The sequence below is a fragment of the Paracoccus yibinensis genome, assembly GCF_030846195.1.
Taxonomy (GTDB): Bacteria; Pseudomonadota; Alphaproteobacteria; order Rhodobacterales; family Rhodobacteraceae; genus Paracoccus; species Paracoccus yibinensis.
Genome location: NZ_JAVCWH010000005.1, coordinates 262,540 through 283,280, shown reverse-complemented (window position 1 = coordinate 283,280; position 20,741 = coordinate 262,540). Strand labels below are relative to the sequence as shown.

20 protein-coding genes are annotated in these 20,741 nt (G+C 65.3%); 5 read left to right on the top strand and 15 right to left on the bottom strand.

Features of this window, described 5'->3' with window-relative positions; all coding sequences use genetic code 11:
* Window positions 1-19 precede the first annotated feature (19 nt).
* Window positions 20-931 carry an oxygen-dependent tRNA uridine(34) hydroxylase TrhO gene (gene trhO / locus RAH32_RS13450; protein WP_306608446.1) on the bottom strand — a complete coding sequence of 304 codons (912 nt, stop codon included), beginning with the start codon at window positions 929-931 and terminating at the stop codon, window positions 20-22.
* A 95-nt stretch (window positions 932-1,026) separates the two neighbouring features.
* Between trhO and pncA the strand changes: the two genes are divergently transcribed.
* Window positions 1,027-1,623 carry a bifunctional nicotinamidase/pyrazinamidase gene (pncA, locus tag RAH32_RS13445; protein WP_306608445.1) on the top strand — a complete coding sequence of 199 codons (597 nt, stop codon included), beginning with the start codon at window positions 1,027-1,029 and terminating at the stop codon, window positions 1,621-1,623.
* A gap of 4 nt (window positions 1,624-1,627) precedes the next feature.
* Window positions 1,628-2,920, top strand: a complete 1,293-nt coding sequence (gene pncB / locus RAH32_RS13440) for a nicotinate phosphoribosyltransferase (RefSeq protein ID WP_306608444.1) — start codon at window positions 1,628-1,630, stop codon at window positions 2,918-2,920.
* A gap of 4 nt (window positions 2,921-2,924) precedes the next feature.
* On the opposite strand, the gene RAH32_RS13435 is transcribed toward pncB, so the two are convergent.
* The 6 genes from RAH32_RS13435 to RAH32_RS13410 form a co-directional block, all read right to left on the bottom strand.
* Complete coding sequence (locus RAH32_RS13435; protein ID WP_306608443.1) at window positions 2,925-4,364, bottom strand: inorganic phosphate transporter; 1,440 nt, start codon at window positions 4,362-4,364, stop codon at window positions 2,925-2,927.
* Window positions 4,365-4,373: 9 nt separating this feature from the next.
* Entirely contained in the window at window positions 4,374-4,826 is a 453-nt protein-coding gene (locus RAH32_RS13430) for an NUDIX hydrolase (protein ID WP_306608442.1), read from the bottom strand.
* On the bottom strand, window positions 4,823-5,245 hold the full coding sequence (arfB, locus tag RAH32_RS13425; protein WP_306608441.1) for an alternative ribosome rescue aminoacyl-tRNA hydrolase ArfB: 423 nt from the start codon (window positions 5,243-5,245) through the stop codon (window positions 4,823-4,825). Before arfB ends, RAH32_RS13430 begins: the two co-directional genes overlap by 4 nt.
* Window positions 5,246-5,309: 64 nt before the next feature.
* The gene (locus RAH32_RS13420) at window positions 5,310-6,167 is read right to left on the bottom strand and encodes a carbon-nitrogen hydrolase family protein (RefSeq protein ID WP_306608440.1); all 858 of its coding nucleotides are present in this window, start codon (window positions 6,165-6,167) and stop codon (window positions 5,310-5,312) included.
* Complete coding sequence (locus tag RAH32_RS13415; protein WP_306608439.1) at window positions 6,164-6,748, bottom strand: GNAT family N-acetyltransferase; 585 nt, start codon at window positions 6,746-6,748, stop codon at window positions 6,164-6,166. The genes RAH32_RS13420 and RAH32_RS13415 overlap by 4 nt, the downstream gene beginning before the upstream one ends.
* Window positions 6,745-7,146, bottom strand: a complete 402-nt coding sequence (locus RAH32_RS13410; RefSeq protein ID WP_306608438.1) for a ketosteroid isomerase-related protein — start codon at window positions 7,144-7,146, stop codon at window positions 6,745-6,747. The genes RAH32_RS13415 and RAH32_RS13410 overlap by 4 nt, the downstream gene beginning before the upstream one ends.
* Before the next feature lie 140 nt (window positions 7,147-7,286).
* On the opposite strand from RAH32_RS13410, the gene RAH32_RS13405 reads away from it, so the two are divergent.
* Entirely contained in the window at window positions 7,287-8,675 is a 1,389-nt protein-coding gene (locus tag RAH32_RS13405) for a phosphohexomutase domain-containing protein (protein ID WP_306608437.1), read from the top strand.
* Between the two features lie 84 nt (window positions 8,676-8,759).
* Here the strand turns inward: RAH32_RS13405 and RAH32_RS13400 are convergent, their stop codons facing one another.
* From RAH32_RS13400 to cysQ, 8 genes are all read right to left on the bottom strand, one after another.
* Window positions 8,760-10,157, bottom strand: coding sequence for a hypothetical protein (locus RAH32_RS13400; protein ID WP_306608436.1), 1,398 nt, complete (start codon window positions 10,155-10,157; stop codon window positions 8,760-8,762).
* A complete protein-coding gene (locus RAH32_RS13395; RefSeq protein WP_306608435.1) occupies window positions 10,154-11,842 on the bottom strand; it encodes a DUF5927 domain-containing protein in 1,689 nt (562 codons plus the stop codon). The genes RAH32_RS13400 and RAH32_RS13395 overlap by 4 nt, the downstream gene beginning before the upstream one ends.
* Window positions 11,839-12,888, bottom strand: coding sequence for a glycosyltransferase family 2 protein (locus tag RAH32_RS13390; RefSeq protein WP_373429712.1), 1,050 nt, complete (start codon window positions 12,886-12,888; stop codon window positions 11,839-11,841). The genes RAH32_RS13395 and RAH32_RS13390 overlap by 4 nt, the downstream gene beginning before the upstream one ends.
* Before the next feature lie 72 nt (window positions 12,889-12,960).
* The gene (locus tag RAH32_RS13385; RefSeq protein WP_306608434.1) at window positions 12,961-13,935 is read right to left on the bottom strand and encodes a glycosyltransferase family 2 protein; all 975 of its coding nucleotides are present in this window, start codon (window positions 13,933-13,935) and stop codon (window positions 12,961-12,963) included.
* Between the two features lie 71 nt (window positions 13,936-14,006).
* Window positions 14,007-14,993 (bottom strand): UDP-glucose 4-epimerase GalE, encoded by a 987-nt coding sequence (gene galE / locus RAH32_RS13380; RefSeq protein WP_306608433.1) that lies wholly within the window; start codon window positions 14,991-14,993, stop codon window positions 14,007-14,009.
* 3 nt (window positions 14,994-14,996) lie between these two features.
* Window positions 14,997-15,893 (bottom strand): UTP--glucose-1-phosphate uridylyltransferase, encoded by an 897-nt coding sequence (locus tag RAH32_RS13375; RefSeq protein WP_306608432.1) that lies wholly within the window; start codon window positions 15,891-15,893, stop codon window positions 14,997-14,999.
* Window positions 15,894-16,078: 185 nt separating this feature from the next.
* Window positions 16,079-16,879 carry a 3-deoxy-manno-octulosonate cytidylyltransferase gene (gene kdsB / locus RAH32_RS13370; RefSeq protein WP_306608431.1) on the bottom strand — a complete coding sequence of 267 codons (801 nt, stop codon included), beginning with the start codon at window positions 16,877-16,879 and terminating at the stop codon, window positions 16,079-16,081.
* Window position 16,880: 1 nt separating this feature from the next.
* Entirely contained in the window at window positions 16,881-17,678 is a 798-nt protein-coding gene (gene cysQ / locus RAH32_RS13365) for a 3'(2'),5'-bisphosphate nucleotidase CysQ (RefSeq protein ID WP_306608430.1), read from the bottom strand.
* 129 nt (window positions 17,679-17,807) lie between these two features.
* Between cysQ and RAH32_RS13360 the strand changes: the two genes are divergently transcribed.
* Window positions 17,808-18,629 (top strand): ABC transporter permease, encoded by an 822-nt coding sequence (locus RAH32_RS13360; RefSeq protein WP_306608429.1) that lies wholly within the window; start codon window positions 17,808-17,810, stop codon window positions 18,627-18,629.
* A 165-nt stretch (window positions 18,630-18,794) separates the two neighbouring features.
* Window positions 18,795-20,711 (top strand): molecular chaperone DnaK, encoded by a 1,917-nt coding sequence (gene dnaK / locus RAH32_RS13355; RefSeq protein WP_306608428.1) that lies wholly within the window; start codon window positions 18,795-18,797, stop codon window positions 20,709-20,711.
* Window positions 20,712-20,741 lie beyond the last annotated feature (30 nt).

Below are 20,741 nucleotides of genomic sequence, written 5' to 3'. Positions count from 1 at the left end.
TCCCTTGGTTACGCCGGGCTCATCCCTCTGACGAGTGGGAATTTCCTTCGAATTTTAGCTCTCCGGCCGCAATCTGCCGCTGTCGTTCGCGGAACCTCCTGCGGTCGGCTTCGTCGTATTCGCCCGCGCAGCGGTGACAGCTGACGCCTTCCTCGTATTCGGGGCGGTCGCGATCCTCGGGCGCCAGGGGGCGGCGGCAAGCATGGCAGAGGCCGTGGCGGCCGGGCTGCAGGCCGTGGGTCAGGCTGACGCGCTGATCGAAGACGAAGCATTCGCCCTGCCACAGGCTGCTCTCTTCAGGCACGTCCTCCAGATATTTCAGGATGCCGCCCTTCAGGTGGAAGACCTCGCCGACGCCCTGCGACAGCAGGTAATTCGTCGATTTCTCGCAGCGGATACCGCCGGTGCAGAACATTGCCACGCGCTTGCCTGCGAAGCGGTCGCGATTGGCCTGCCACCATGCGGGAAAGTCGCGGAAACTGCGGGTCCCCGGGTCGATCGCCCCGGCGAAGGTGCCGATTTCGACCTCGTAGTCGTTGCGGGTGTCGATCACCGCCACGTCGGGCGCGCTGATCAGGGCGTTCCAGTCGGCGGGATCGACGTAATGGCCCACACCGGCGCGCGGATCGACATCGGGCTGGCCCATGGTCACGATCTCGCGCTTGAGCCGCACCTTCATCTTGCCGAAGGGCATCGCGGGGGCCGTGCTTTCCTTCCACTCCAGCCCCGCGCAGCCCGGCAGGGCGCGGATATGGGCCAGCACCGCGTCCACCCCCTCGCGCGTGCCGGCGATGGTGCCGTTGATGCCTTCAGCCGCCAGCAGCAGCGTGCCGCGCACGCCATGGGCGCAAGCCACCTTGGCCAGCGGGCCCTTCAGGGCGGCGGGATCCTCAAAACGGGTAAAGTGATACAGCGCGGCAACGGTCAGCATGGGCGCGGCCTTAGCCAGCAATGCCCGGTCTTGCAAGCCATTGACCCCAGGGCGCGCAGTTCCTAGGCATGATCATCCTGGGAAAGGGGGAACCGATGCCGCGCGCCCTGATCGTCATCGACATGCAGATCGACTTCTGCCCCGGCGGTGCCCTGGCGGTGGCGGGCGGGGATGGGATCGTCGGTCCCATCAACGCGCTGATGGCCGATTTCGACGCCGTGGTGCTGACCCAGGACTGGCATCCTGCCGATCACGCCAGCTTTGCCGCCAACCACCCGGGCGCGGATCCGTTCAGCCTGGTGCAGATGCCTTACGGCCCGCAGGTGCTGTGGCCCGCCCATTGCGTGATCGGCACGAAAGGCGCGGATTTCCACCCCGGCCTGGACCGGGACCGTGCAGACCTGGTGATCCGCAAGGGGTTCCGCCCGGGGATCGACAGCTATTCCGCATTCTTCGAAAACGACCACGCGACCCCAACGGGCCTTGCCGGATACCTGCGCGACCGGGGGCTGTCGGACCTGACCTTCGTGGGTCTGGCCCATGACTTCTGCGTCGCCTGGAGCGCGATCGACGCCGCGAAGCTGGGCTTCACCGCCACCGTGATCGAATCCGCCACCCGTGCCATCGACCTGGACGGCAGCCGCGACCGTGCCCGCGCCGACATGGCCGCCGCCGGCGTCAGACTGGAGTAAGCCGATGGTCGATATCGCCACCCGCGTCTATAACCATAAATGGAAGATCGACCCGATCGTGCGGTCGCTGATCGACACCGACTTCTACAAGCTGTTGATGTGTCAGTCGATCTTTCGCAACCGGCCCGACACGGTGGTTCGGTTCCAGTTGATCAACCGTTCCACATCCATCCGGCTGGCCGACCTGATCGACGAAGGCGAATTGCGCGAACAGCTGGACCATGTGCGCGGCCTGCGACTGACGCGCGGCGAATCCACCTGGCTGCGCGGCAACACCTTCTATGGCAAGCGGCAGATGTTCCGCCCCGATTTCATGGAGTTCCTTGAGAACCTGCGCCTGCCCCCCTATCACCTGGAAAAGCGCGACGGCCAATACGAGCTGACCTTCGAGGGCAGATGGCCCGAGGTGATGCTGTGGGAAATCCCCGCGCTGGCCATCCTGATGGAGCTTCGGTCCCGTGCCGTCCTGGAAACCCTGGGGCGCTTCGAATTGCAGGTGCTTTACGCCCGCGCCATGACCCGGCTGTGGGAAAAGATCGAGGTGCTGCGCACCCTGCCCGACCTGCGCATCGCCGATTTCGGCACGCGCCGCCGCCACAGCTTCCTGTGGCAGGACTGGGCCGTGCAGGCCATGATCGAGGGCTTGGGCGAAGGCTTCACCGGCACCTCGAACTGTCTGATCGCCATGCGGCGCGACATCGAGGCGATCGGCACCAATGCCCACGAACTGCCCATGGTCTATGCCGCGCTGGCAAACACGGATCAGGAACTGCGCCAGGCCCCTTATGAGGTTCTGGCCGACTGGCATGAAGAACATGACGGCAACCTGCGCATGATCCTGCCCGATACCTATGGCACGGACGTTTTCCTGAAAGGGGCGCCCGACTGGCTGGCGGGCTGGACGGGCATCCGCATCGACAGCGGCGACCCCGCTCAGGGGGCAGAAACCGCGATCCGCTGGTGGCAGGACAGGGGCGAGGATCCGAAGAAGAAGCTGGTGATCTTCTCGGACGGGCTGGACGTCCAGAAAATCGTGGAATTGCATCACCGGTTCCACGGGCGCGTCAAGGTCAGCTTCGGCTGGGGCACCTTGCTGACCAACGATTTTCGGGGGCTTGTCGCAGGCGACGGTCTGGCGCCCTTCAGCCTGGTCTGCAAGGCCGTTTCGGCCAATGGCCGCCCCACGGTCAAGCTGTCCGACAACCCTGCCAAGGCGACCGGTCCGGTGGATGAAATCGCACGTTATCGCCGGGTCTTCGGCGTGGGACAGCAATCCCGGATGGATGTGGTCGTCTGACGCCTCAGACCCCCGTCACCCACAGCATCCCCAGGCAGCACAGCGCACCCAGGGCGGCGGTGATCGGCACCGTGACCACCCAAGCCACCGTGATCGTGGCCACATGGCTGCGGCGGATCAGCATCCGGCGGCGCCGTTCCTCGGCCGGAAGGGGGGCGGCGCGCTTGGTGTTGCTGCGCCGGTCCAGCATCTCGCGCACGAAGCCCACGCCGAAGACGCCGCCCACGGCCACATGGGTCGATGACACCGGCAAGCCCAAGCCCGACGCGAACAGCACGATCATCGCGGTGGCCAGCGTGATGCAGAAGGCCCGGACGGCGTTCAGGCGGGTGATCCCCTCGCTGACCATGCCGACCAGACGGCGGCCGAACAGCAGCGCGCCAAGCGCGATGGTCGCGCCCGCGATCACCAGCATCAGCAGCGGCACCTGCAATGCCCCTGTCTGCGATGGGGTCAGGATCACCAACAGTGGCCCCGCCACATTGCCCGCATCGCCCGCGCCATGGGCAAAGCCCATCATCACTGCGGCAAACAGCAGGGGCTGGCCCAGGATGCGCTTCATGCCGGGCTTTTCGCCCCCCTCGGACAGCGTCTGCATCAGGCGGCGGCGCATCAGCAACGCCACGGCAAGGCCCGCCCCCGCACCCGGCAGAAGCGCCAGGGGCAGGCGCAGGGACAGGGCGGGCAGCAGGGTCGCGACATAGGCGACGAACAGGCCGACCATCGTGCCGATCAGCGGCGGCAGCCATGCCTTCGCGGCACGCGCGCGGTCCTGCGCCTCGGCCACGCGGATGCGCAGCAGGGCCAGCAGGGCGCCTGCCAACACCGCCGCCGCAAAAGGCGTCATCACCCAGGCAAGCGCCATCGCCAGAATCCCGCCCCAGGACAGGGCCGATGCCCCCGCCGCAACCAGCCCTGCCCCCGCAATCGCCCCGACGATGGAATGAGAGGTCGAGACCGGCAGGCTGGCTCCGGTGGCGATGGTGATCCAGGCGGCGGCCCCGATCAGCGCGGCCAGCATCATGACCTGGCCCCGCGCCCCGCTTTCCAGGACGGCGGCATCGACGATCCCCTCGGCCAGCCGATGCGTGACCGCGTGGCCCGCAAGCGCCGCCCCGGCGATTTCGGCCAACCCGATCAGGACCAGTCCCGGCCCGATGGCGATTGCCCCCGCGCCCACGGCCGGACCAAGCGAATTGGCGATGTCGTTTGCCCCGATCGACAGGCCCAGCCAGCCCGCCACCACGAACCCCACGCCGGTGGCGATCAGGCCGGGCTGCTGTCCGGTAACGCCAAGGGCCAGAAAGATCAGCGCCACCCCCAGCAGGATGGCGGCACCCAGCCGCAGGACGGGACGTACGGCATGAAACTGGGCCGATTCCGCAACGGTGATCCGCCGCAAATCCTTGTCCAGAACGTCATATCGGCGGTCAGGTGGCGTCATGCCCCGATGTCAGCCGGACACCTTGGGCAATGCAAGCAGGATTTCCTGCAGTCCCGGTTCGGCCACCAGGCGCGCAGCATCCTGGGGCGCGAACCAGCGGCGCCGGCGCTGCCTGGATTCGGGAAAATCAGCCCGTTCGCGATCCGCATCCATCAGGAAGACCCGGACCTCGACCGGGACGGAATAGCCCCGGTCCTGTTCCTTGTCATAGCGATAGCGGCCCAGTTCGGATTCATGCATCCGTCCCTCGACGCCCGCTTCCTCCCAGGCTTCTGTCGCGGCGGCGGCGGGCAGGCTCTTGCCCTCCATCGGCCAGCCCTTCGGGATCACCCAGCGGCCCGTGCCCCGGCTGGTGATCAGGACCACCTCGCCCGTCCTGACGCAGCGGCAGACGGCGCCCACCTGCATCGAAGGGGGACGCCGCCCGAACAGCATTCCCAGGGACCGCAGCAGGGCGGTCATTCGCCTTCCCCCACCTTGCCGCGCATCGCCTTGACCTCGCCCCGCGCGGTCTTGGCCTTCAGGCGGCGCAACTGGCTGCCCCAGGTCGGCTTGGTGGCGACCCGGCGCTTGACGGGTTCGGCGGCACGGCCGATCAGTTCCGCCAGCCGTTCGCGCGCAATCTCTCGGTTGCGGGCCTGGCTGCGGGTTTCCTGGGACAGGATCACCACCGCGCCATCGCGGGTCCATCGCCGCCCTGCCAGCCGCTCCAGACGACGCTTCACGGCATCCGACAGGTTCGGGGATCGCGCAGCCTCGAACCGCAGTTCGACCGCGGTTTCGACCTTGTTGACGTTCTGCCCGCCCGGCCCCTGGGATCTGGTGAACTGTTCGGTCAGTTCCCACTCCTCGATGGTGATGGTGTCGTTGATATGCAGCATGGCCGCAGGATATGGCACGGAATGAGGCCGCGAACAGCCTCGGTCGTTCATAAAACGCGAGCGGTTAAGAAATGGTTTCTGCGCCTTCGCTTTCCGGCCAATGGGCAAAGGGCAGCACCGCGCCATTCCGGCGGCTTTCCGCGACACGGGACAGATCGACCTCGGCCATGACCCAGCCCGGCTGGTCCATCACGCCTTCTGCGATGACCCCGGTTTCCGGCCAGAACCCGTCGGGCGGCCCATAGATCGCCGCGCGGCCCCGGTTCTCGTCCAGAGCGGGCATCCAGTCGCAGGCTCCGACGGTGGGCGATTGGACCACGACGCATTGGCTTTCCAGCGCGCGCGCCATGGCGCCGATGCGCACGCGGTTGAAACCGGCCACCGTGTCGGTGCAGCTTGGCACCAGAAGCAGTTCCACCCCGGCCCGGGCCAGGGCGCGGCCCAGCAAGGGAAATTCGCTGTCATAGCAGATCAGGATGCCGATCCGGCCCAGGGCCGTGTCGAAGACCCGCAGGCCGGGCGCCCCGGTCACGTCCCAGTCCTCACGCTCGAACCGGGTCATGATCTGCTTGTCCTGGTGGCCGATGATGCCCCCGGGACCATACAGGATCGCGCGGTTGACCGGGCGCCGCCCGTCGAAAACAGGGCCGGACGCGCCAAGGATATGGCAGCCGTGCCTTGCCGCCAGCCGCAGGTGCAGCTCTTGCACGGCGGCCCAATGCTTTGCCACCTCGTGCAGAGATGCCTCGAGATCGCCCGCCGCGTCGCGCCCCCCCAGAGAGGCAAGCTCCATCGCGCCATATTCGGGGAACACCAGCAGGTCGGCGCCCTGGGCATCGGCGACCCATCGGGCAAGCTTGGCCTCGTAATCGGCGAAGCTGTCGAACCAGTCGATCGGATAGGCGGCGGCGGCGATCTTCACAGGGAACGCATCCAGAATTGCAGGTCTTTTTCGGTTTCGGCCTTTTCCCCCAGATCCTTCCAGGAAAACTGCGCGATGACACCCGGCAGCGGCCGATAGCCCCGCTTGCGCCAGAAATCATCCAGCGGGCGGTAATCAGGCGGACGCGCCGGGTGATCGGCAGGCCGGATCACGCTGCAGAAGGCGCTGAAGGTCAGCCCAAGATCGCGGGCATGGGCTTCGCGCGCGTCGAAGAAGGCGTGGCCGATGCCCTGGCCGCGATATTCCGGCAGCAGCACCGATTCCGCGCAATAGAAGATCTGGTCCAGCGGTTCGGGCCTGCCTTCGAAGGCTGCGGCGAAATCGGCGGCATGGTCGGCCATGGGGGCGCCGGTCGCCGCCCCTATGACCCGGCTGCCGTCCATCGCCGCAACGACCACCGCACCGGGCGACTGATAGGCGCGCAGGTAATCGCGTTCGTAATCGGCATCCCCATCGTAAAGATAGGGAAAGTCGCGGAACACGCGGATGCGCAGACGCGCGACGTCTTCCAGCGCGGCAGCCAGCGCCTCTCCGGTCAGGACGCGCGTCGTGACGGTCATTGGCTGACCTGCCGGGTCCAGTCCGCCAGGTTGTAATAGGTGGTGACGCGGGCGATCTTGCCGTCGCGGATGGTGAAGAAGGTGCCCGCTGGAAGACGGTAGGTCTGGCCCCTGGCCTCGGGCAGGCCATCGTCGGTCTTCAGATAGGTGCCGTTCACCACAAATTCCGCCGCCGCGCGGTCGCCCAATTCATTGGCGAAGATCACCATGTCGGTCAGCGTTTCCTTGTAGCTTTCGGTCATGTGCCGGTTGAAGTCCGAAAACAGCGCCTTGCCCTTGCGGATGCCCCCTTCGTTGACGTGATGCTCCACCTCGTCATGCAGCAGGGCCAGCATGTCGTCGGTTCGGCCCGCGTTGAAGGCGTCGTAATAGGCGGCGATCAGGGTCTTGGTATCCATGGGCATCTCCTTCGTCGGGAACGGTTCTAACGCCCTTCGCGTTGCGCGTCACCTAGACCAGAAGGACCAGATGCGCCTTGTAATTCCAAGGCGTCCTGTTAGCGCTTGGTCAGTTCGACTGTTCAGCAAGGATCATGCCCATGAGCGACAAAGGCAATCTCGGCCATCGCGACATCACCTGTTTCAAGGCCTATGACGTTCGCGGCGAACTGGGCAAGAACCTGGATGCTGATGTCGCCTATCGGATCGGCCGGGCCTTCGCCCAGGCGCGCGGCGCCAAGCGCGTGGTCGTTGGCCGGGACAGCCGCGAATCCTCGCCCGAACTGGCCGCCGCGCTGATCGAGGGGCTGACGGACGGCGGCGCCGACGTGCTGGATCTGGGCCTGGCCGGCACCGAGGAAGTGTATTTCCACACCGGCTTCCACGACACCGACGGCGGGATCGAGGTCACGGCGTCGCACAACCCGATCAACTACAACGGCATGAAGATCGTGGGGCGCGGATCGGCCCCGCTGGATCCGGCGACCGAACTGCCGCCCATCGTGGAACTGGCCACCAGCGGCAGCTTTGCGCCCGCGACCAAGGGCAGTGTCACCGACTTCAGCCATGCCCGCGCGGATTACGCGCGTGCCATGGCAGACTTTGTGGACGTGTCCGTGCTGAAGCCGATGAAGATCGTGGTGAACGCCGGGAACGGCACGGCAGGCCCGACTTTCGACGCCATCGCGGCGGAACTGGAAAAGCGCGGCGCGCCGCTGACCTTCGTGCGGATGCATCACAACGTGGACAGCAGCTTCCCGAACGGCATTCCGAACCCGCTGCTGCCCGAGAACCAGCCGGTGACGGTGGAAAAGGTGAAATCCGAAAACGCCGACCTTGGCGTCGCCTGGGACGGCGATTTCGACCGCTGCTTCTTCTTCGACGAAAATGGCCGCTTCATTCCCGGCGAATACATCGTGGGCCTGCTGGGCGCGGCATTCCTGGAGAAATCGCCGGGCGAGAAGATCGTCCACGATCCCCGCGTCATCATGAACACCCGCGCCATGATCCAGGAGGCCGGCGGCGAGGCGGTCGTCAGCAAGACCGGCCATGCCTTCATCAAGCGCAAGATGCGCGACGTGGGCGCCATCTATGGCGGCGAGATGTCGGCGCATCATTACTTCCGCGACTTCTATTACTGCGACAGCGGCATGATCCCCTGGCTGCTGATGGTGGAACTGCTGTCGCGCAAGGGCAAGACACTGGCCGAGCTGCTGGAGGAGCGGATGCGGCTTTATCCGTCCTCGGGCGAGACGAACTATCACATCGACGACCCTGACGCGGCGATCGCGCGGTTGATCGAACGCTACGAACCCCAGGCGCAGGGCCGCGACGACCTGGACGGGGTGTCGCTGGATTTCGGCAACTGGCGCTTCAACCTGCGCAAGTCGAACACGGAACCGGTGGTCCGGCTGAACCTTGAATCGGATGGGAATGCGGCCCTGGTCCGCGAAAAGCAGGCGGAATTGGCTGCGTTGTTGCAGGGGTAGCAATGTCGCCCGACTGAATTGCAGCTTGGGTAGGGTGGGGTTCTACCCCACCTTTTGCCGGGCAAGGTGGGGTAAAACCCTACCCTACGGCATCAAGTCGAACCCGAAGGTGATGTAGTCACGCAGGTATGCCGCCTGCGCCGCTTCGGCCAGCCTGGGATCGCGCAGCGCCTCCGGCACAGGGGCAGCCGCCACCCCGTCCAGTCTGGTCTCATCGATCCCCGCCGCGCGGGCCAGATGCCCCAGATCCTTGGCCAGCCGATCTTCGCGCACCACCATGTCGGGCAGGGCGAAGCGGGCAAAGCCCGCCAGAACCTCGGTCTGGCTGGCCCAGGCGGGCTGGGTGGGCAGCGATGTCTGGCCATTCAGGTTTCGGCGCAGGAAAGCGAGGAAGTCCGCAAAGACGGCGATGCGGGCGTCCCCCGCCAAATCCGCCAGCGCATCGTCGGGCGGCAGGGGGACACGGTGCAGGCGGCGCAGAACCTCACGCTGTTCGGGATTGCCGCGCGTCAGCAGGATGTCGAAGGCTGTCCAGGCCCGCAGCAGCGGATGGCGCAGGACGGTAAAGCTGCGGTGGCCCGGCCTGGCGCGCTTCCACTGGCGCAGGGTGGATTGGGTGAAATCCCCCTGGATCGCGGCCAACCCGCCCAACCAGTCCCGGATGGTCCGTTCTGGTCCACCCCTGACCGGCATGAACAGCAGCCCCTGCCCCGAATCCGCCGCGACGAAGCTGGGCACCGCCGGTCCACGCCGGGGTTCGAACAGCGGCAGGCGGTGCAGCAGGAACGGATCCATGTCGTGCAGATCGGCCTGCATGGCATCGAAATTCGCGACCTTCCGCGCCAGTTCCTGCGGGTTCTGGGGCACCTGGTCGCGGGCAGGCTCCACCCGGTCCAGGTCGGTCCGGCCCAGCCAGTGCAGCAGCCCGGTCATCACGCCTGCATCGCGCAGATCGTCATAATCCAGATGAAAAGCCACCTGGCCCGTCGTTTGCAGGCGGCTGACGACATGGCTGCGGAATTCGTCCATGGCCGACAGCATCTGCCGGAATTCGGCCCCGTCATAGGTGATGCGGGCGGGGATGGGCGTTTCCGTCTCGTTCAGCTTCCACTGGTTCGTTTCCCAGGCCAGCCGCGTCGAGACATAGCTGTCCAGCGGATTGCGCGTCAGGATGATCTTGGCGCAGTGCCGATCCGCGATGATCGGTTCCAACACACGGGGATCGTGGTCGTGGAAATAGCGAAACCCTGGAAGATGCCCTGGCCGGCCGGTCAGCTTGGCCAGCAGCGGCAGCGGATCGGCCTCGCGCGCCTCGCGGGTGATGCCCAGCATCTCGTCCTTGTCGGGCCAGCCCATCATATAGGGGTTGAACGCCTCGCCAAAGCAGGTGACGCCACGGACGGCGTTCAGCGTCGCTTCCAGCAGGTTGGACCCGGTGCGCATCTCGGCGAAGATCACGAAGCTGCGGAAGCCTTCGGTCATTCGGCGGCCGCCCTTTCGGCGGTCAGAAGCTCGACGGGCGGCAGATCCTCGCCTGTCAGGCGCGGGCGCAGTCCAGAATTGCGCAGCCGCCGCAGCATCTGGTCCAGCCCGGTCAGGTCGCGCATGGCTGGCAGCGTGGTGATGGGCGGTGAATGAGGATCGATCCGCAACAGGAAGTCCTGAAGGATCGGTCGGGGATATAGCAGGAATTCGCCCAGGTCGTGATGGTGCAGCCTGGCCCGGACCCAAAGGGAATTCAGCACGTCCAGCTGTTCCAGTTCGATCCGCTGCAACTGCGCGAAGATGCGCCGCACGTCGTCGAAGGGCATCCCCGAATGCAGCAGCGGCAGCTTCCATGCGCCGGTGACGACCAGCATATGCGCGTGGGGGTCGGTCGCCATGAACCAGTTCAGCGCCTGATTGTCGCGCGGGCTGAACTGGAACACCTGCATCCGGTCCGTGATGCGGATCAGGGAAGTCAGAAAGCCCTGGGGATCGCGGTCGCGGACCAGCGGATCCGACGAGATCGCGCCTGGCCCGATGGACGGCCGACCGGCGAATTCGGCCCCCTCGGGGCTGAACAGGTGGCCATGGACATGACATGACAGATGCCCCCGCAGCCAGTCCTCGAAGCCGGGAAAGATGTCGGTCAGCCCGTGGATCACCGCATAGGGGGCCGAGGTCTTGCCGTTCTCCGCATCCTTGCGGGGAAAGCGGCTTTGCATGTAAAGCCCCGGCCTGCCCAGGACACGCCGGCGCACGGTCTGGTTGATGATGCGGGAAATCCGCGCGGGCTGGGGCGGATCGACCTGCGGGCGGTCTTCGTCGGGCAGCGGGAAATGCGACAGCAGGTGCGCGGCGCCGGGCCAGACCTTGCGCGCAACGAAGCAGCGCGATTCGGCCAGCATGGCGACGTGGTCGTCATAAAGGCAATAAGGCCGGCCGGCATGATCGAACTTGGCCATGGTCAGCGACCAGCTTTCCACGGTCGTCGAATGGCGCCGCACCAGGGTCTGGAAATAGCTTTCGTCGGGTATCCACACAAAACGGAAGAAACGGTCGAACTCTGCCCGCCGCGGATCCTCGAGGATCGCGCGCAGGGTGCGCGCGGTCAGGCACCACCATTGCGATCCCAGATGCGGGGACAGCCCGGCGGGCATTCGGCGGCCGATGCCTCGCCTGCGCTGCCAATCGACGAAGCGGTCGAAAAGCCAACGGCGCCGCTTCCAGTCGAAGGGAAAGAACAGGGTGAAGCGTTCGTGGTTCAGGCCGCCGACGGTCCAGCCCACGTCATGGGTGCTGACGCTTTCGATATGATCGCGATCAGGGTCGGCCGCCAGATAGGCGGTCAGATCCGATATCGGCCGCAGCGGCAGGCAGGCACCCGAGGCCAGATAGACATGGGTGGTGTCGGGGAACCGTTGCAGCAGTTCGGCGGCGGCATCCTGGGTCGCGCGGACCAGGCTGAAGCGCCCCCAGGAACAGCGGTGGCGCCTGCTGAAGATGATCTGGCCGCAATCCTCCAACGCCTGGCGCAGCCCGGCGACCCGTGCGGCCGACACCTTGGCATCGACATGGATTGCCACCCGCGCCCCGCCGCTTGTCCAGATCCGCGCCAGCCGCGCCACCAGACCCAGATCATCATGGCACAGCAGCACCACGCCAAGGCGCACCGCCGCCTTCACGCCCAGTTCCCCCGAGAGATCAGGCCCAAATCCTCGAGCTGTTGCCAGTCGCGATATTCGCGCGATTCGCTGCACCACAACCGGACGCCGCGATGCAGGCCCGCGTGGTAGGCGCGATATTCCTGGCTGCCGCCGTAATGCTGGCGGCGGTCCAGTTCCTCGGCCGACTTGGCGGAGAAGCTGGACAGGAACTTGGCGTGCAGCAGACAGCCCGAGATCAGTTCGCCCCCATCTTCGTCATAGACCAGGTTCAGCCCGCGCGGCAGCAGCATATGCGTGGAACTGACATAGGCATAGCGCGCGCTCCACTTCACCAGCGGGATCTTGTTCAGCGCCGGTCCGGCCAGGGGATCGTGGGTAAAGAAGGCCCGCGTGCGCGGCCCGCCCTGGATCCACAGGTTGCCGAAATAGTCGTTCTTCTGGATCGAGTAATTGGCCGGGTCGAACCAGCGGGCGATATCGAGGGGATCCTGGCCTTCGACGCAGACCGCATCCTCGATCGGGCCTTTGGGATACATGTCCAGAAGCATTGCCGGAAAGGACCGGCGCCCGATGGCATCCAGCCAACTGGTCAGCGCCGCCAGGGGACGCTGATCATGATGCGGATAGACCAGGAATTCGTCGGGATCGACGGTCAGGCACCAGTGCCCCCGGCCATGCCTCAGCAGCAGCCAGTTCATCCAGTCCATCCCGAAGCGCGCAACCTTGTAGCTGTGATCGGTCCACCACAGCGACACGTCCGGCTGGGCGCGCAGATAATCGCCGCCGCCGTCTTGGCTGGCATTGTCCACGATCAGGAAATGCCGCACCCCCATGGCCCGATAATAGGACAGGAACCAGGGCAGCCGCGCCCGTTCATCCCGCAAGGTGACGAAGCACAGGATATCGCCGCGTTCGATCAGCCGGGTGCGGTCGGATATGGCACGCAAGGCGGTGCGGCTGCGCAGGCCCCGCGCAATCAGGCGTTGCCGTTCCACGCGTCGGCGCAGGCGACCGATGATCGGAAGCGCCCCCAGCCTTCTTCGGATCCCCGCCCCTGTCACCACCTGTAACGCCTGCATATCACAAACACACCGACATGCCGGATACACGCCCTTGGTAAAAAGACCGTTAACGATTCAACCGTCACCGGGGTGCCATTGTCCCGCCCCCATCAGCCCCAGATCAAGAAGCTGCCGCCATCCCTCGTACCTGACCGATCCCTCGTGCCAGAGGGTTGGGGCCTCGGCGATCGCCGCGTGATAACCGCGATAGTCCTGTGGGGCAACGAAATGTTGGCGCCTGACCAGTTCCTCGGACGCGCGGGCAGGGCTGTCGGGCAGGAACTTGCCATGAAGCAGCACCCCGGACAGGCGCGGGTCGCCGGGGCCGTCATATTCGTCGTTCAGCCTGGGCGGCAGAAGGGAGTGGGTCGAATTGACATAAACGTATCGCCGGTTCCAGCGCACCAGCGGCAGCTTGTTCAGCGTTGGTCCCCGGTCGGGGTCGCGGGGAAAGAACACCCGTTCCCGGACGCCGCCATGCAGGATGCGATTGCGCTTCGGGGCAACCTCGCGGCAGCGATAGGGGGACGGATCGAACCAGGGCAGCCGTTCGGTCAACGGGGCCTGCGGACCCGCCTCGGCCCGGTCCAGTGGCCCTCGCGGATACAGATCCAGCATCATCGCACCCATCGCAGGCCGCCCGACCGCGTCCAGATGTGCGGTCAGTTCCGGCAGCGGGCGGCGGTCCCAATCGGGATAGACCAGCAATTCATCGGCATCGACCGTCAGGCACCAGTGCCCATGCCCGTATCGGAAAAGCAGCGCGCCCAGCCAGGTCATGCCGAATCGCGCCGCCCGGTAGCTGCCCGCCGCATGCCACAGCGACACGTCCGGTTGATCCCTCAGGAAGCCGCCGGTGCCATCCGTGCTGGCATTGTCCACGATCAGGAAGGCCGTGACGCCCAAACGGCGGTAATGGTCCAGAAACTGCGGCAGGCGCAGCATTTCGTTGCGGACGGTGGCAAAGCACAGGATGGCCCTTGGCCGGATCGCCGCCGTGCGGTCGGCAAGCGGGGTCAGGTCGCGGGCGGCCCGCAGGCAGCGCCACAACAGCTTCCGACGCTTCCAGCGCTGGCGCCAGGCCGACCAGGCCCGGCGCCACGCCGGGGGCCGACCGACGGTTACGCCTGATAGGATCCGTTCTGATGCCACCGCCAGGCATCCCCGATCATCTGCTGCATGGTGGACCGCAGGGGCTGCCAGCCCAGTTCAGCCTTGGCCCGCGTGCTGCCGCAGACAAGCTTGATGGCGTCGCCACCCCGGCGAGGGCCATCGACCATCGGCACCGGGCGATTGGTGACATGGCGCGTGGCGTCCACGACCTCGCGCACGGAAAAGCCGTCGCCGGTGCCCAGGCAGAAAACCCGGCTGCCTTTGCCGGCGCGCAACCATTCCAGACCCCTCACATGAGCATCGACCAGATCCATGACATGGACGTAATCGCGGATGCAGGTGCCGTCAGGGGTTGGATAGTCGGTTCCATGAACCGTAAGCGCCGCCCGCTTGCCGTCGACCGCGTCCAGGATCAGCGGAATCAGATGGGTTTCGGGACGATGATGTTCGCCGACTTCGCCATCGGGATCGGCACCCGCCACGTTGAAATAGCGGAAGATCACCGACCGCAGCCCGTGCGAGGCGCCGAAATCGACCAGCATGTCCTCGATCGCGCGCTTGGATGCGCCATAGGCATTCAGCGGCGCCTGGGGGGTATCCTCGTCCAGAACCTCGCCGTCGCGGTCGCCATAGGTCGCGCAGGTGGAACTGAAGACGAAATCCAGACAGCCCGCCTGAATGGCGGCCTCGATCAGGTTCAGCGATCCGCTGACATTGTTGCGCCAGTACTTGCCGGGTTCCGCCATCGCCTCGCCCACCTGGCTTAGCGCCGCAAAATGCAGGACGGCGGCGGGCTGGTGTTCGGCGAATGCCGCGTCCAGGGACGCGCGGTCCAGCAGGTCAGCCTGCACGAAGGGGCCGAATTTCACCGCGTCGCGCCAGCCGGTCGAAAGGTTGTCCAGCGTCACCGGCACATAGCCTGCCGCAGCCAGGGCCTTGCAGGCGTGCGAGCCGATATAGCCTGCACCCCCCGTCACCAATACCGTCCGGGACATGGATTATTCGGCCGCCCGGCGCAACGACATGATGTCGTGCAGGTATTCGGCGAATTCCTGCTTCAGTTCGTCGCGTTCCAGTCCGAAGGCGACGGTCGCCTGCAGGAAACCGGCCTTCGACCCGCAGTCGAAACGCTGGCCGCGGAAGCGCAGGCCGAAGACGTCGCGCCCTGCGGCGATGTCGTCGGCGATGGCGTCGGTCAGCTGGATTTCACCGCCCGACCCGGCCTTCAGCTTGTTCAGGTTCTGCATGACGGATGGCGCCAGGATATAGCGGCCGATCACCGCCAGGTTCGACGGCGCCGTGCCCAGCGGGGGCTTTTCGACCATGCCGCGCACCTTGACAATGGCACCCATATCCTCGGCCACATCCAGCACGCCGTAAGCCTGCGCCTTTTCGGGCGCGACCTCCATCGTGGCGACCATGCTGCCGCCGGTTTCGCCATAAGCCTCGATCATCTGCTGCAGGCAGGGCGGGTCGCCCATGATCACGTCGTCGGTCAGCACCACCGCGAAGGGTTCGTCATCGGCCACAAGGCGGCGCGCGCACCAGACCGCATGACCCAGGCCAAGCGCCTTGTGCTGGCGGATATAGGCGATGGCGCCCGATTCCATGTTGGTGGTGCGCAGGATCTCCAGCAGGTCGTTCTTGCCGGATTTCTTCAGGCTGCTTTCCAGTTCATGCGCATGGTCGAAGTAATCTTCCAGCGCGCCCTTGCCGCGCGAAGTGACGAAGATGAACTCGGTGATGCCCGCCGCCCGCGCCTCGTCGATGGCGTACTGGATCAGGGGCCGGTCGACCAGCGTCATGATCTCTTTCGGGATGCTTTTCGTGGCGGGAAGAAAGCGAGTCCCCAGACCAGCTACGGGGAAGATGGCCTTGGTTACTTTACGAGTCATGTGCTGACACCTTTTCGATCTTTTCGGGGCGGCCAGGGGCCGAACGCAGCTTAACGCCAAATCACCCGCAAAGGCTGCATCGTTCAAGGGCAATCATAGCGGCCTAAGCAGTTTGGCGCCAATGCAATCGCAGAAAAACGCACCTGATTTACAGCAAATGCTATCCATCGACGGATGGGGGACGTTCAGTCCAGATTCATGGCCCGCATCATGCCCTCCAGGCGGGGCACATCCTGGGGGTTGTTCAGTTCCCAGAACTGCCGGCCGCGCGACTGGACCTCGACACACAGAATCCGGCGGCCGCGTTCCAGGAACCGCAGCTGCTCCAACCCTTCCAGCCCTTCCAGGCGGCCTTCGTCCCAGGTCGCATAGTCCGCAAGCGCCTGGGGGCGATAGGCATAGACGCCCACGTGATGAAAGACCGGGCTGGGGTCTTCCTCGCCGAAATCGCCTGCCGCGAAGGGAATGACTTCCTTGGAAAAATACAGCGCCTGGCGGTCATGACCGAAGACCGCCGTCGTGCCGCCCACGCGGCCCGCATGGCGGTCGGCCACAAGATCCGCGCGCATCCGGCCCGTGCAGCGCAGGACCGGCGTCGCCACGTCGGAGGCGGGATCGGCGCGCAGACCCGCCACCAGATCCTCGACGAACCAGGCGGGGGTCAGGGGCGCGTCGCCCTGCAGGTTCACCACGATCTCGGGCGTCAGGGCCAGGTTCGCCACCGCTTCGGCACAGCGTTCGGTGCCATTGCGGCACGAAGTCGAGGTCATCACCACCTCGGCCCCGAAACCCTGCGCATGGTCGCGGATGCGGTCGTCGTCGGTGGCCACCACCACGCGATCCACGCCAGACACCGCCATGGCCGCGTCCCAGCTGCGCCGGATCAGGCTGCGCGCCTGGCCTGACGCGCCGCGCAGGTCCACCAGCGGCTTGCCGGGATAGCGCGTCGAGGCATGACGGGCGGGAATGACGATCACCACCGACATGTCAGGCCCGGACCAGCAGCACGCCCGGCGCGAAGGCGATGAAGAACGGGTTCTCGAACCCCGGCTTGCCATAGGTCAGAGGGGTGTGATCGTCGAAGCGGACCACCTCGCCGCCGGCGCCACGCAGCACGGCATCGCCCGCCGCCGTGTCCCATTCCATCGTGCGTCCCAGGCGCGGATAGAGATCCGCCTCGCCCGTCGCGACAAGGCAGAACTTCAGCGACGACCCGGCACTGGTCATGTCGCGCACCGCGTATTGGGCGATGTAATCATCGGTCGCGGCGTCGCGGTGAGACTTCGAGGCCACCACCATCAGCCCGCGGTTGTCGGGGATCGGGTTCACGCCGATGGGGACGGTTTCGCCCGGAATCTCGCCGAAGGGGCCGTGCTCCTCGACCGAGCGCCCGTCGGCGGTGGTATAGAACAGCCGCCCCTTGGCCGGGGCATAGACCACGCCATGCAGCGGCACGCCGTCCTGGACATAGGCGATGTTGACGGTGAAATCGCCGCGCCGCTGCACGAATTCCTTGGTCCCGTCCAGCGGATCGACGATCAGGAAAGTCCGGGCGGCCTGGCCATGGCTCGCGGCCTGCTCCTCGGTGATCAGGGGGATGTCGGGGAACGCCTCGCGCAGCCCGGCCGAGATCAGCGCATCGGCGGCCTCGTCCGCGGCGGTGACGGGCGAATCGTCGGACTTTGCCCGGACCTCGAAATCCTCGGCCTGATAGATTTCCATGATCTTCGCCCCGGCCTGCAAGGCCAGATGCCGCATCAGGGCGGTCAGTCGTTCAAATTCCATCTAGTTTCCTTCCCTGACGGCCCTTTCAGCGCGGCCCCGCCGATTGTGAGGGGGACCCGACCCTCTTATGATCGCGGCAGACGGCTTGGGCAAGCGCCCGTCGGACAGGGCAGCGGGCAGGCACGGACTTTGTTCAACCAGCGAAAGAACAACAGCATCATCCAGGCGGGCGGAACGACGCTTGGGCTGATCTATCACCAGACCGTCTACAACCTGCGCAACGATCACCGCAACGCGGTCATGGGCCTGCTGCTGACGATCCTGCAATCCGCGATCTTCATGATGGCCTTCCTGCTGATCTACCTGATCATGGGGGTGCGCAATTCGCCTATCCGCGGCGACTTCATGCTGTATCTGATGTCGGGCATCTTCATGTTCATGGTCCATGTCCAGGCCTCGGGCGCGGTGGCGGGCAGCCACTCCGTCTCGGGCGGGCTGGTCAAGCACGAACCCCTCAATCCCGCGATCCTGATCGCCTCAGCGGCCCTGGCGGTGCTTTATCGGCAGACGGTCAGCTGCATCGCGATCCTGTGGCTGTATCATGTGGTGATCGCGCCGATCCGGTTCGACTTCTGGCCGGGATGCCTGGCGATGTATCTGCTGTCGTGGTTTTCGGGGGCCTGTATCGGGCTGGTGTTCCTGGGCATCCGGCCCTGGTCGCCGCGCGGGTCGCGACTGATCACTACGGTCTTTCAGCGCATCAACATGTTCGCCTCGGGCAAGATGTTCGTGGGCAACCTGCTGCCCAATGCCCTGCTGCCCTGGTTCATCTGGAATCCGCTGTTCCACATCATCGACCAGCAGCGCGGCTTTCTGTTCATCAACTACACGCCCCTGAAAACCGATCCGCTTTACGCGCTCTGGTTTTCGCTGGCGGCGATGATGATCGGCCTTCTGATCAACTTCACCACTCGCAAATACGAATCCCTCAGCTGGAGCGCGGCTGATTGAGCTTGCGCAAATTGCCCGCATCCGCCGCTTGCGGGGCTTCAAACCATCCCTATATACACCCCCGAAGCGTCCGGCCCGCCGGACCTTGAATCGCATTTGGGATCGGGCCTCGGGGGCCGTAACGGACCCGAAGTCCAGTGTAATCGCCGCAAGAAGGAAACAAGCATGTCAAAAGTCATCGGCATCGACCTCGGCACCACGAACAGCTGCGTCGCGATCATGGACGGCAGCCAGCCCAAGGTCATCGAGAACAGCGAAGGCGCCCGCACCACGCCCTCGATCGTGGGCTTCACGGAAAGCGAGCGTCTGGTCGGCCAGCCTGCCAAGCGCCAGGCGGTCACGAACCCCACCAACACCGTCTTCGCCGTGAAACGCCTGATCGGCCGCCGCATCGGCGACGAGGCGGTTGAAAAAGACAAGAAGCTTGTCCCCTACAGCATCGTGGACGGCGGCAATGGCGACGCCTGGGTCGAGGTGCGGGGCGAGAAGTATTCCCCCGCGCAGGTCAGCGCGATGATCCTTCAGAAGATGAAGGAGACGGCGGAAAGCTACCTAGGAGAGACGGTGACGCAGGCTGTCATCACGGTTCCCGCCTATTTCAACGACGCACAACGTCAGGCAACCAAGGACGCGGGCAAGATCGCGGGCCTTGAAGTGCTGCGCATCATCAACGAACCGACTGCTGCGGCCCTGGCTTACGGCCTGGACAAGAAGGACAGCAAGACCATCGCGGTTTATGACCTCGGCGGCGGCACCTTCGACATCACCATCCTGGAAATCGACGACGGCCTGTTCGAGGTGAAATCGACCAATGGGGACACGTTCCTGGGCGGCGAAGACTTCGACATGCGCATCGTCAACTATCTCGCGGACGAGTTCAAAAAGGAACACGGCGTCGATCTGACCAAGGACAAGATGGCCCTTCAGCGCCTGAAGGAAGCCGCCGAAAAGGCCAAGATCGAGCTGTCCTCGTCCTCGCAGACCGAGATCAACCAGCCGTTCATCTCGATGGACAAGAACTCGGGCACGCCGCTGCACCTGGTCATCAAGCTGACCCGCGCCAAGCTGGAAAGCCTGGTCGCCGACCTGATCAAGCGCACCATGAAGCCGGTGGCGGATGCGATCAAGGACGCGGGCGTGTCCAAGTCCGACATCGACGAAGTCGTTCTGGTCGGCGGCATGACCCGGATGCCCAAGGTGATCGAGGCCGTGACCGAGTTCTTCGGCAAGGAACCCCACAAGGGCGTGAACCCCGATGAAGTCGTGGCGCTTGGCGCGGCCATCCAGGCCGGCGTGCTGCAGGGCGACGTGAAGGACGTGGTCCTGCTGGACGTGACGCCGCTGTCGCTGGGCATCGAGACGCTGGGCGGGGTCTTCACCCGCCTGATCGACCGCAACACCACGATCCCGACCAAGAAGTCGCAGATCTTCTCGACCGCGGAAGACAACCAGAATGCCGTGACGATCCGGGTGTTCCAGGGCGAACGGGAAATGGCGGCCGACAACAAACTGCTGGGCCAGTTCAACCTGGAGGACATCCCACCCGCGCCGCGCGGCTTGCCGCAGATCGAGGTGACCTTCGACATCGACGCCAACGGCATCGTGTCAGTCAGCGCCAAGGACAAGGGCACCGGCAAGACGCAGAACATCACCATCCAGGCCTCGGGCGGCCTGACCGACGAGGATATCGAGCGGATGGTGAAGGACGCCGAGGCCAATGCCGATGCCGACAAGCAGCGCCGCGAACTGGTCGAATCCAGGAACCAGGCCGAAAGCCTGATCCATTCGACCAGGAAGTCGCTGGAGGAACATGGCGACAAGGTCGATGGCTCGACCGTCGAGGCGATCGAACTGGCCATCGGCGCCTTGGAAGAATCGCTGAAATCGGACGACGCGGGCAAGATCCGCGGCGGCATCCAGAACGTGATGGATGCGTCGATGAAGCTGGGCGAGGCGATCTACAAGTCGCAGCAGGCCTCGCCAGAGGCCGGTGACGACGACGGCGACCGCGCCCGCAACGTGGATGACGACATCGTGGATGCCGATTTCGAGGATCTCGGCGAAGACAAGAAGCGCGGCTGATCCGGGCCGCACCCTTTCGGGGCCGGTCCG

Coding starts and splice junctions, on each gene's coding strand:
- trhO (WP_306608446.1), bottom strand. CDS start 931: ATGCTGACCGTTGCCGCGCTGTATCACTTTACCCGTTTTGAGGATCCC.
- RAH32_RS13415 (WP_306608439.1), bottom strand. CDS start 6,748: ATGACCGTCACGACGCGCGTCCTGACCGGAGAGGCGCTGGCTGCCGCG.
- RAH32_RS13435 (WP_306608443.1), bottom strand. CDS start 4,364: ATGACGCCACCTGACCGCCGATATGACGTTCTGGACAAGGATTTGCGG.
- RAH32_RS13410 (WP_306608438.1), bottom strand. CDS start 7,146: ATGGATACCAAGACCCTGATCGCCGCCTATTACGACGCCTTCAACGCG.
- RAH32_RS13405 (WP_306608437.1), top strand. CDS start 7,287: ATGAGCGACAAAGGCAATCTCGGCCATCGCGACATCACCTGTTTCAAG.
- RAH32_RS13430 (WP_306608442.1), bottom strand. CDS start 4,826: ATGACCGCCCTGCTGCGGTCCCTGGGAATGCTGTTCGGGCGGCGTCCC.
- pncA (WP_306608445.1), top strand. CDS start 1,027: ATGCCGCGCGCCCTGATCGTCATCGACATGCAGATCGACTTCTGCCCC.
- galE (WP_306608433.1), bottom strand. CDS start 14,993: ATGTCCCGGACGGTATTGGTGACGGGGGGTGCAGGCTATATCGGCTCG.
- RAH32_RS13400 (WP_306608436.1), bottom strand. CDS start 10,157: ATGACCGAAGGCTTCCGCAGCTTCGTGATCTTCGCCGAGATGCGCACC.
- kdsB (WP_306608431.1), bottom strand. CDS start 16,879: ATGTCGGTGGTGATCGTCATTCCCGCCCGTCATGCCTCGACGCGCTAT.
- cysQ (WP_306608430.1), bottom strand. CDS start 17,678: ATGGAATTTGAACGACTGACCGCCCTGATGCGGCATCTGGCCTTGCAG.
- dnaK (WP_306608428.1), top strand. CDS start 18,795: ATGTCAAAAGTCATCGGCATCGACCTCGGCACCACGAACAGCTGCGTC.
- pncB (WP_306608444.1), top strand. CDS start 1,628: ATGGTCGATATCGCCACCCGCGTCTATAACCATAAATGGAAGATCGAC.
- arfB (WP_306608441.1), bottom strand. CDS start 5,245: ATGCTGCATATCAACGACACCATCACCATCGAGGAGTGGGAACTGACC.
- RAH32_RS13375 (WP_306608432.1), bottom strand. CDS start 15,893: ATGACTCGTAAAGTAACCAAGGCCATCTTCCCCGTAGCTGGTCTGGGG.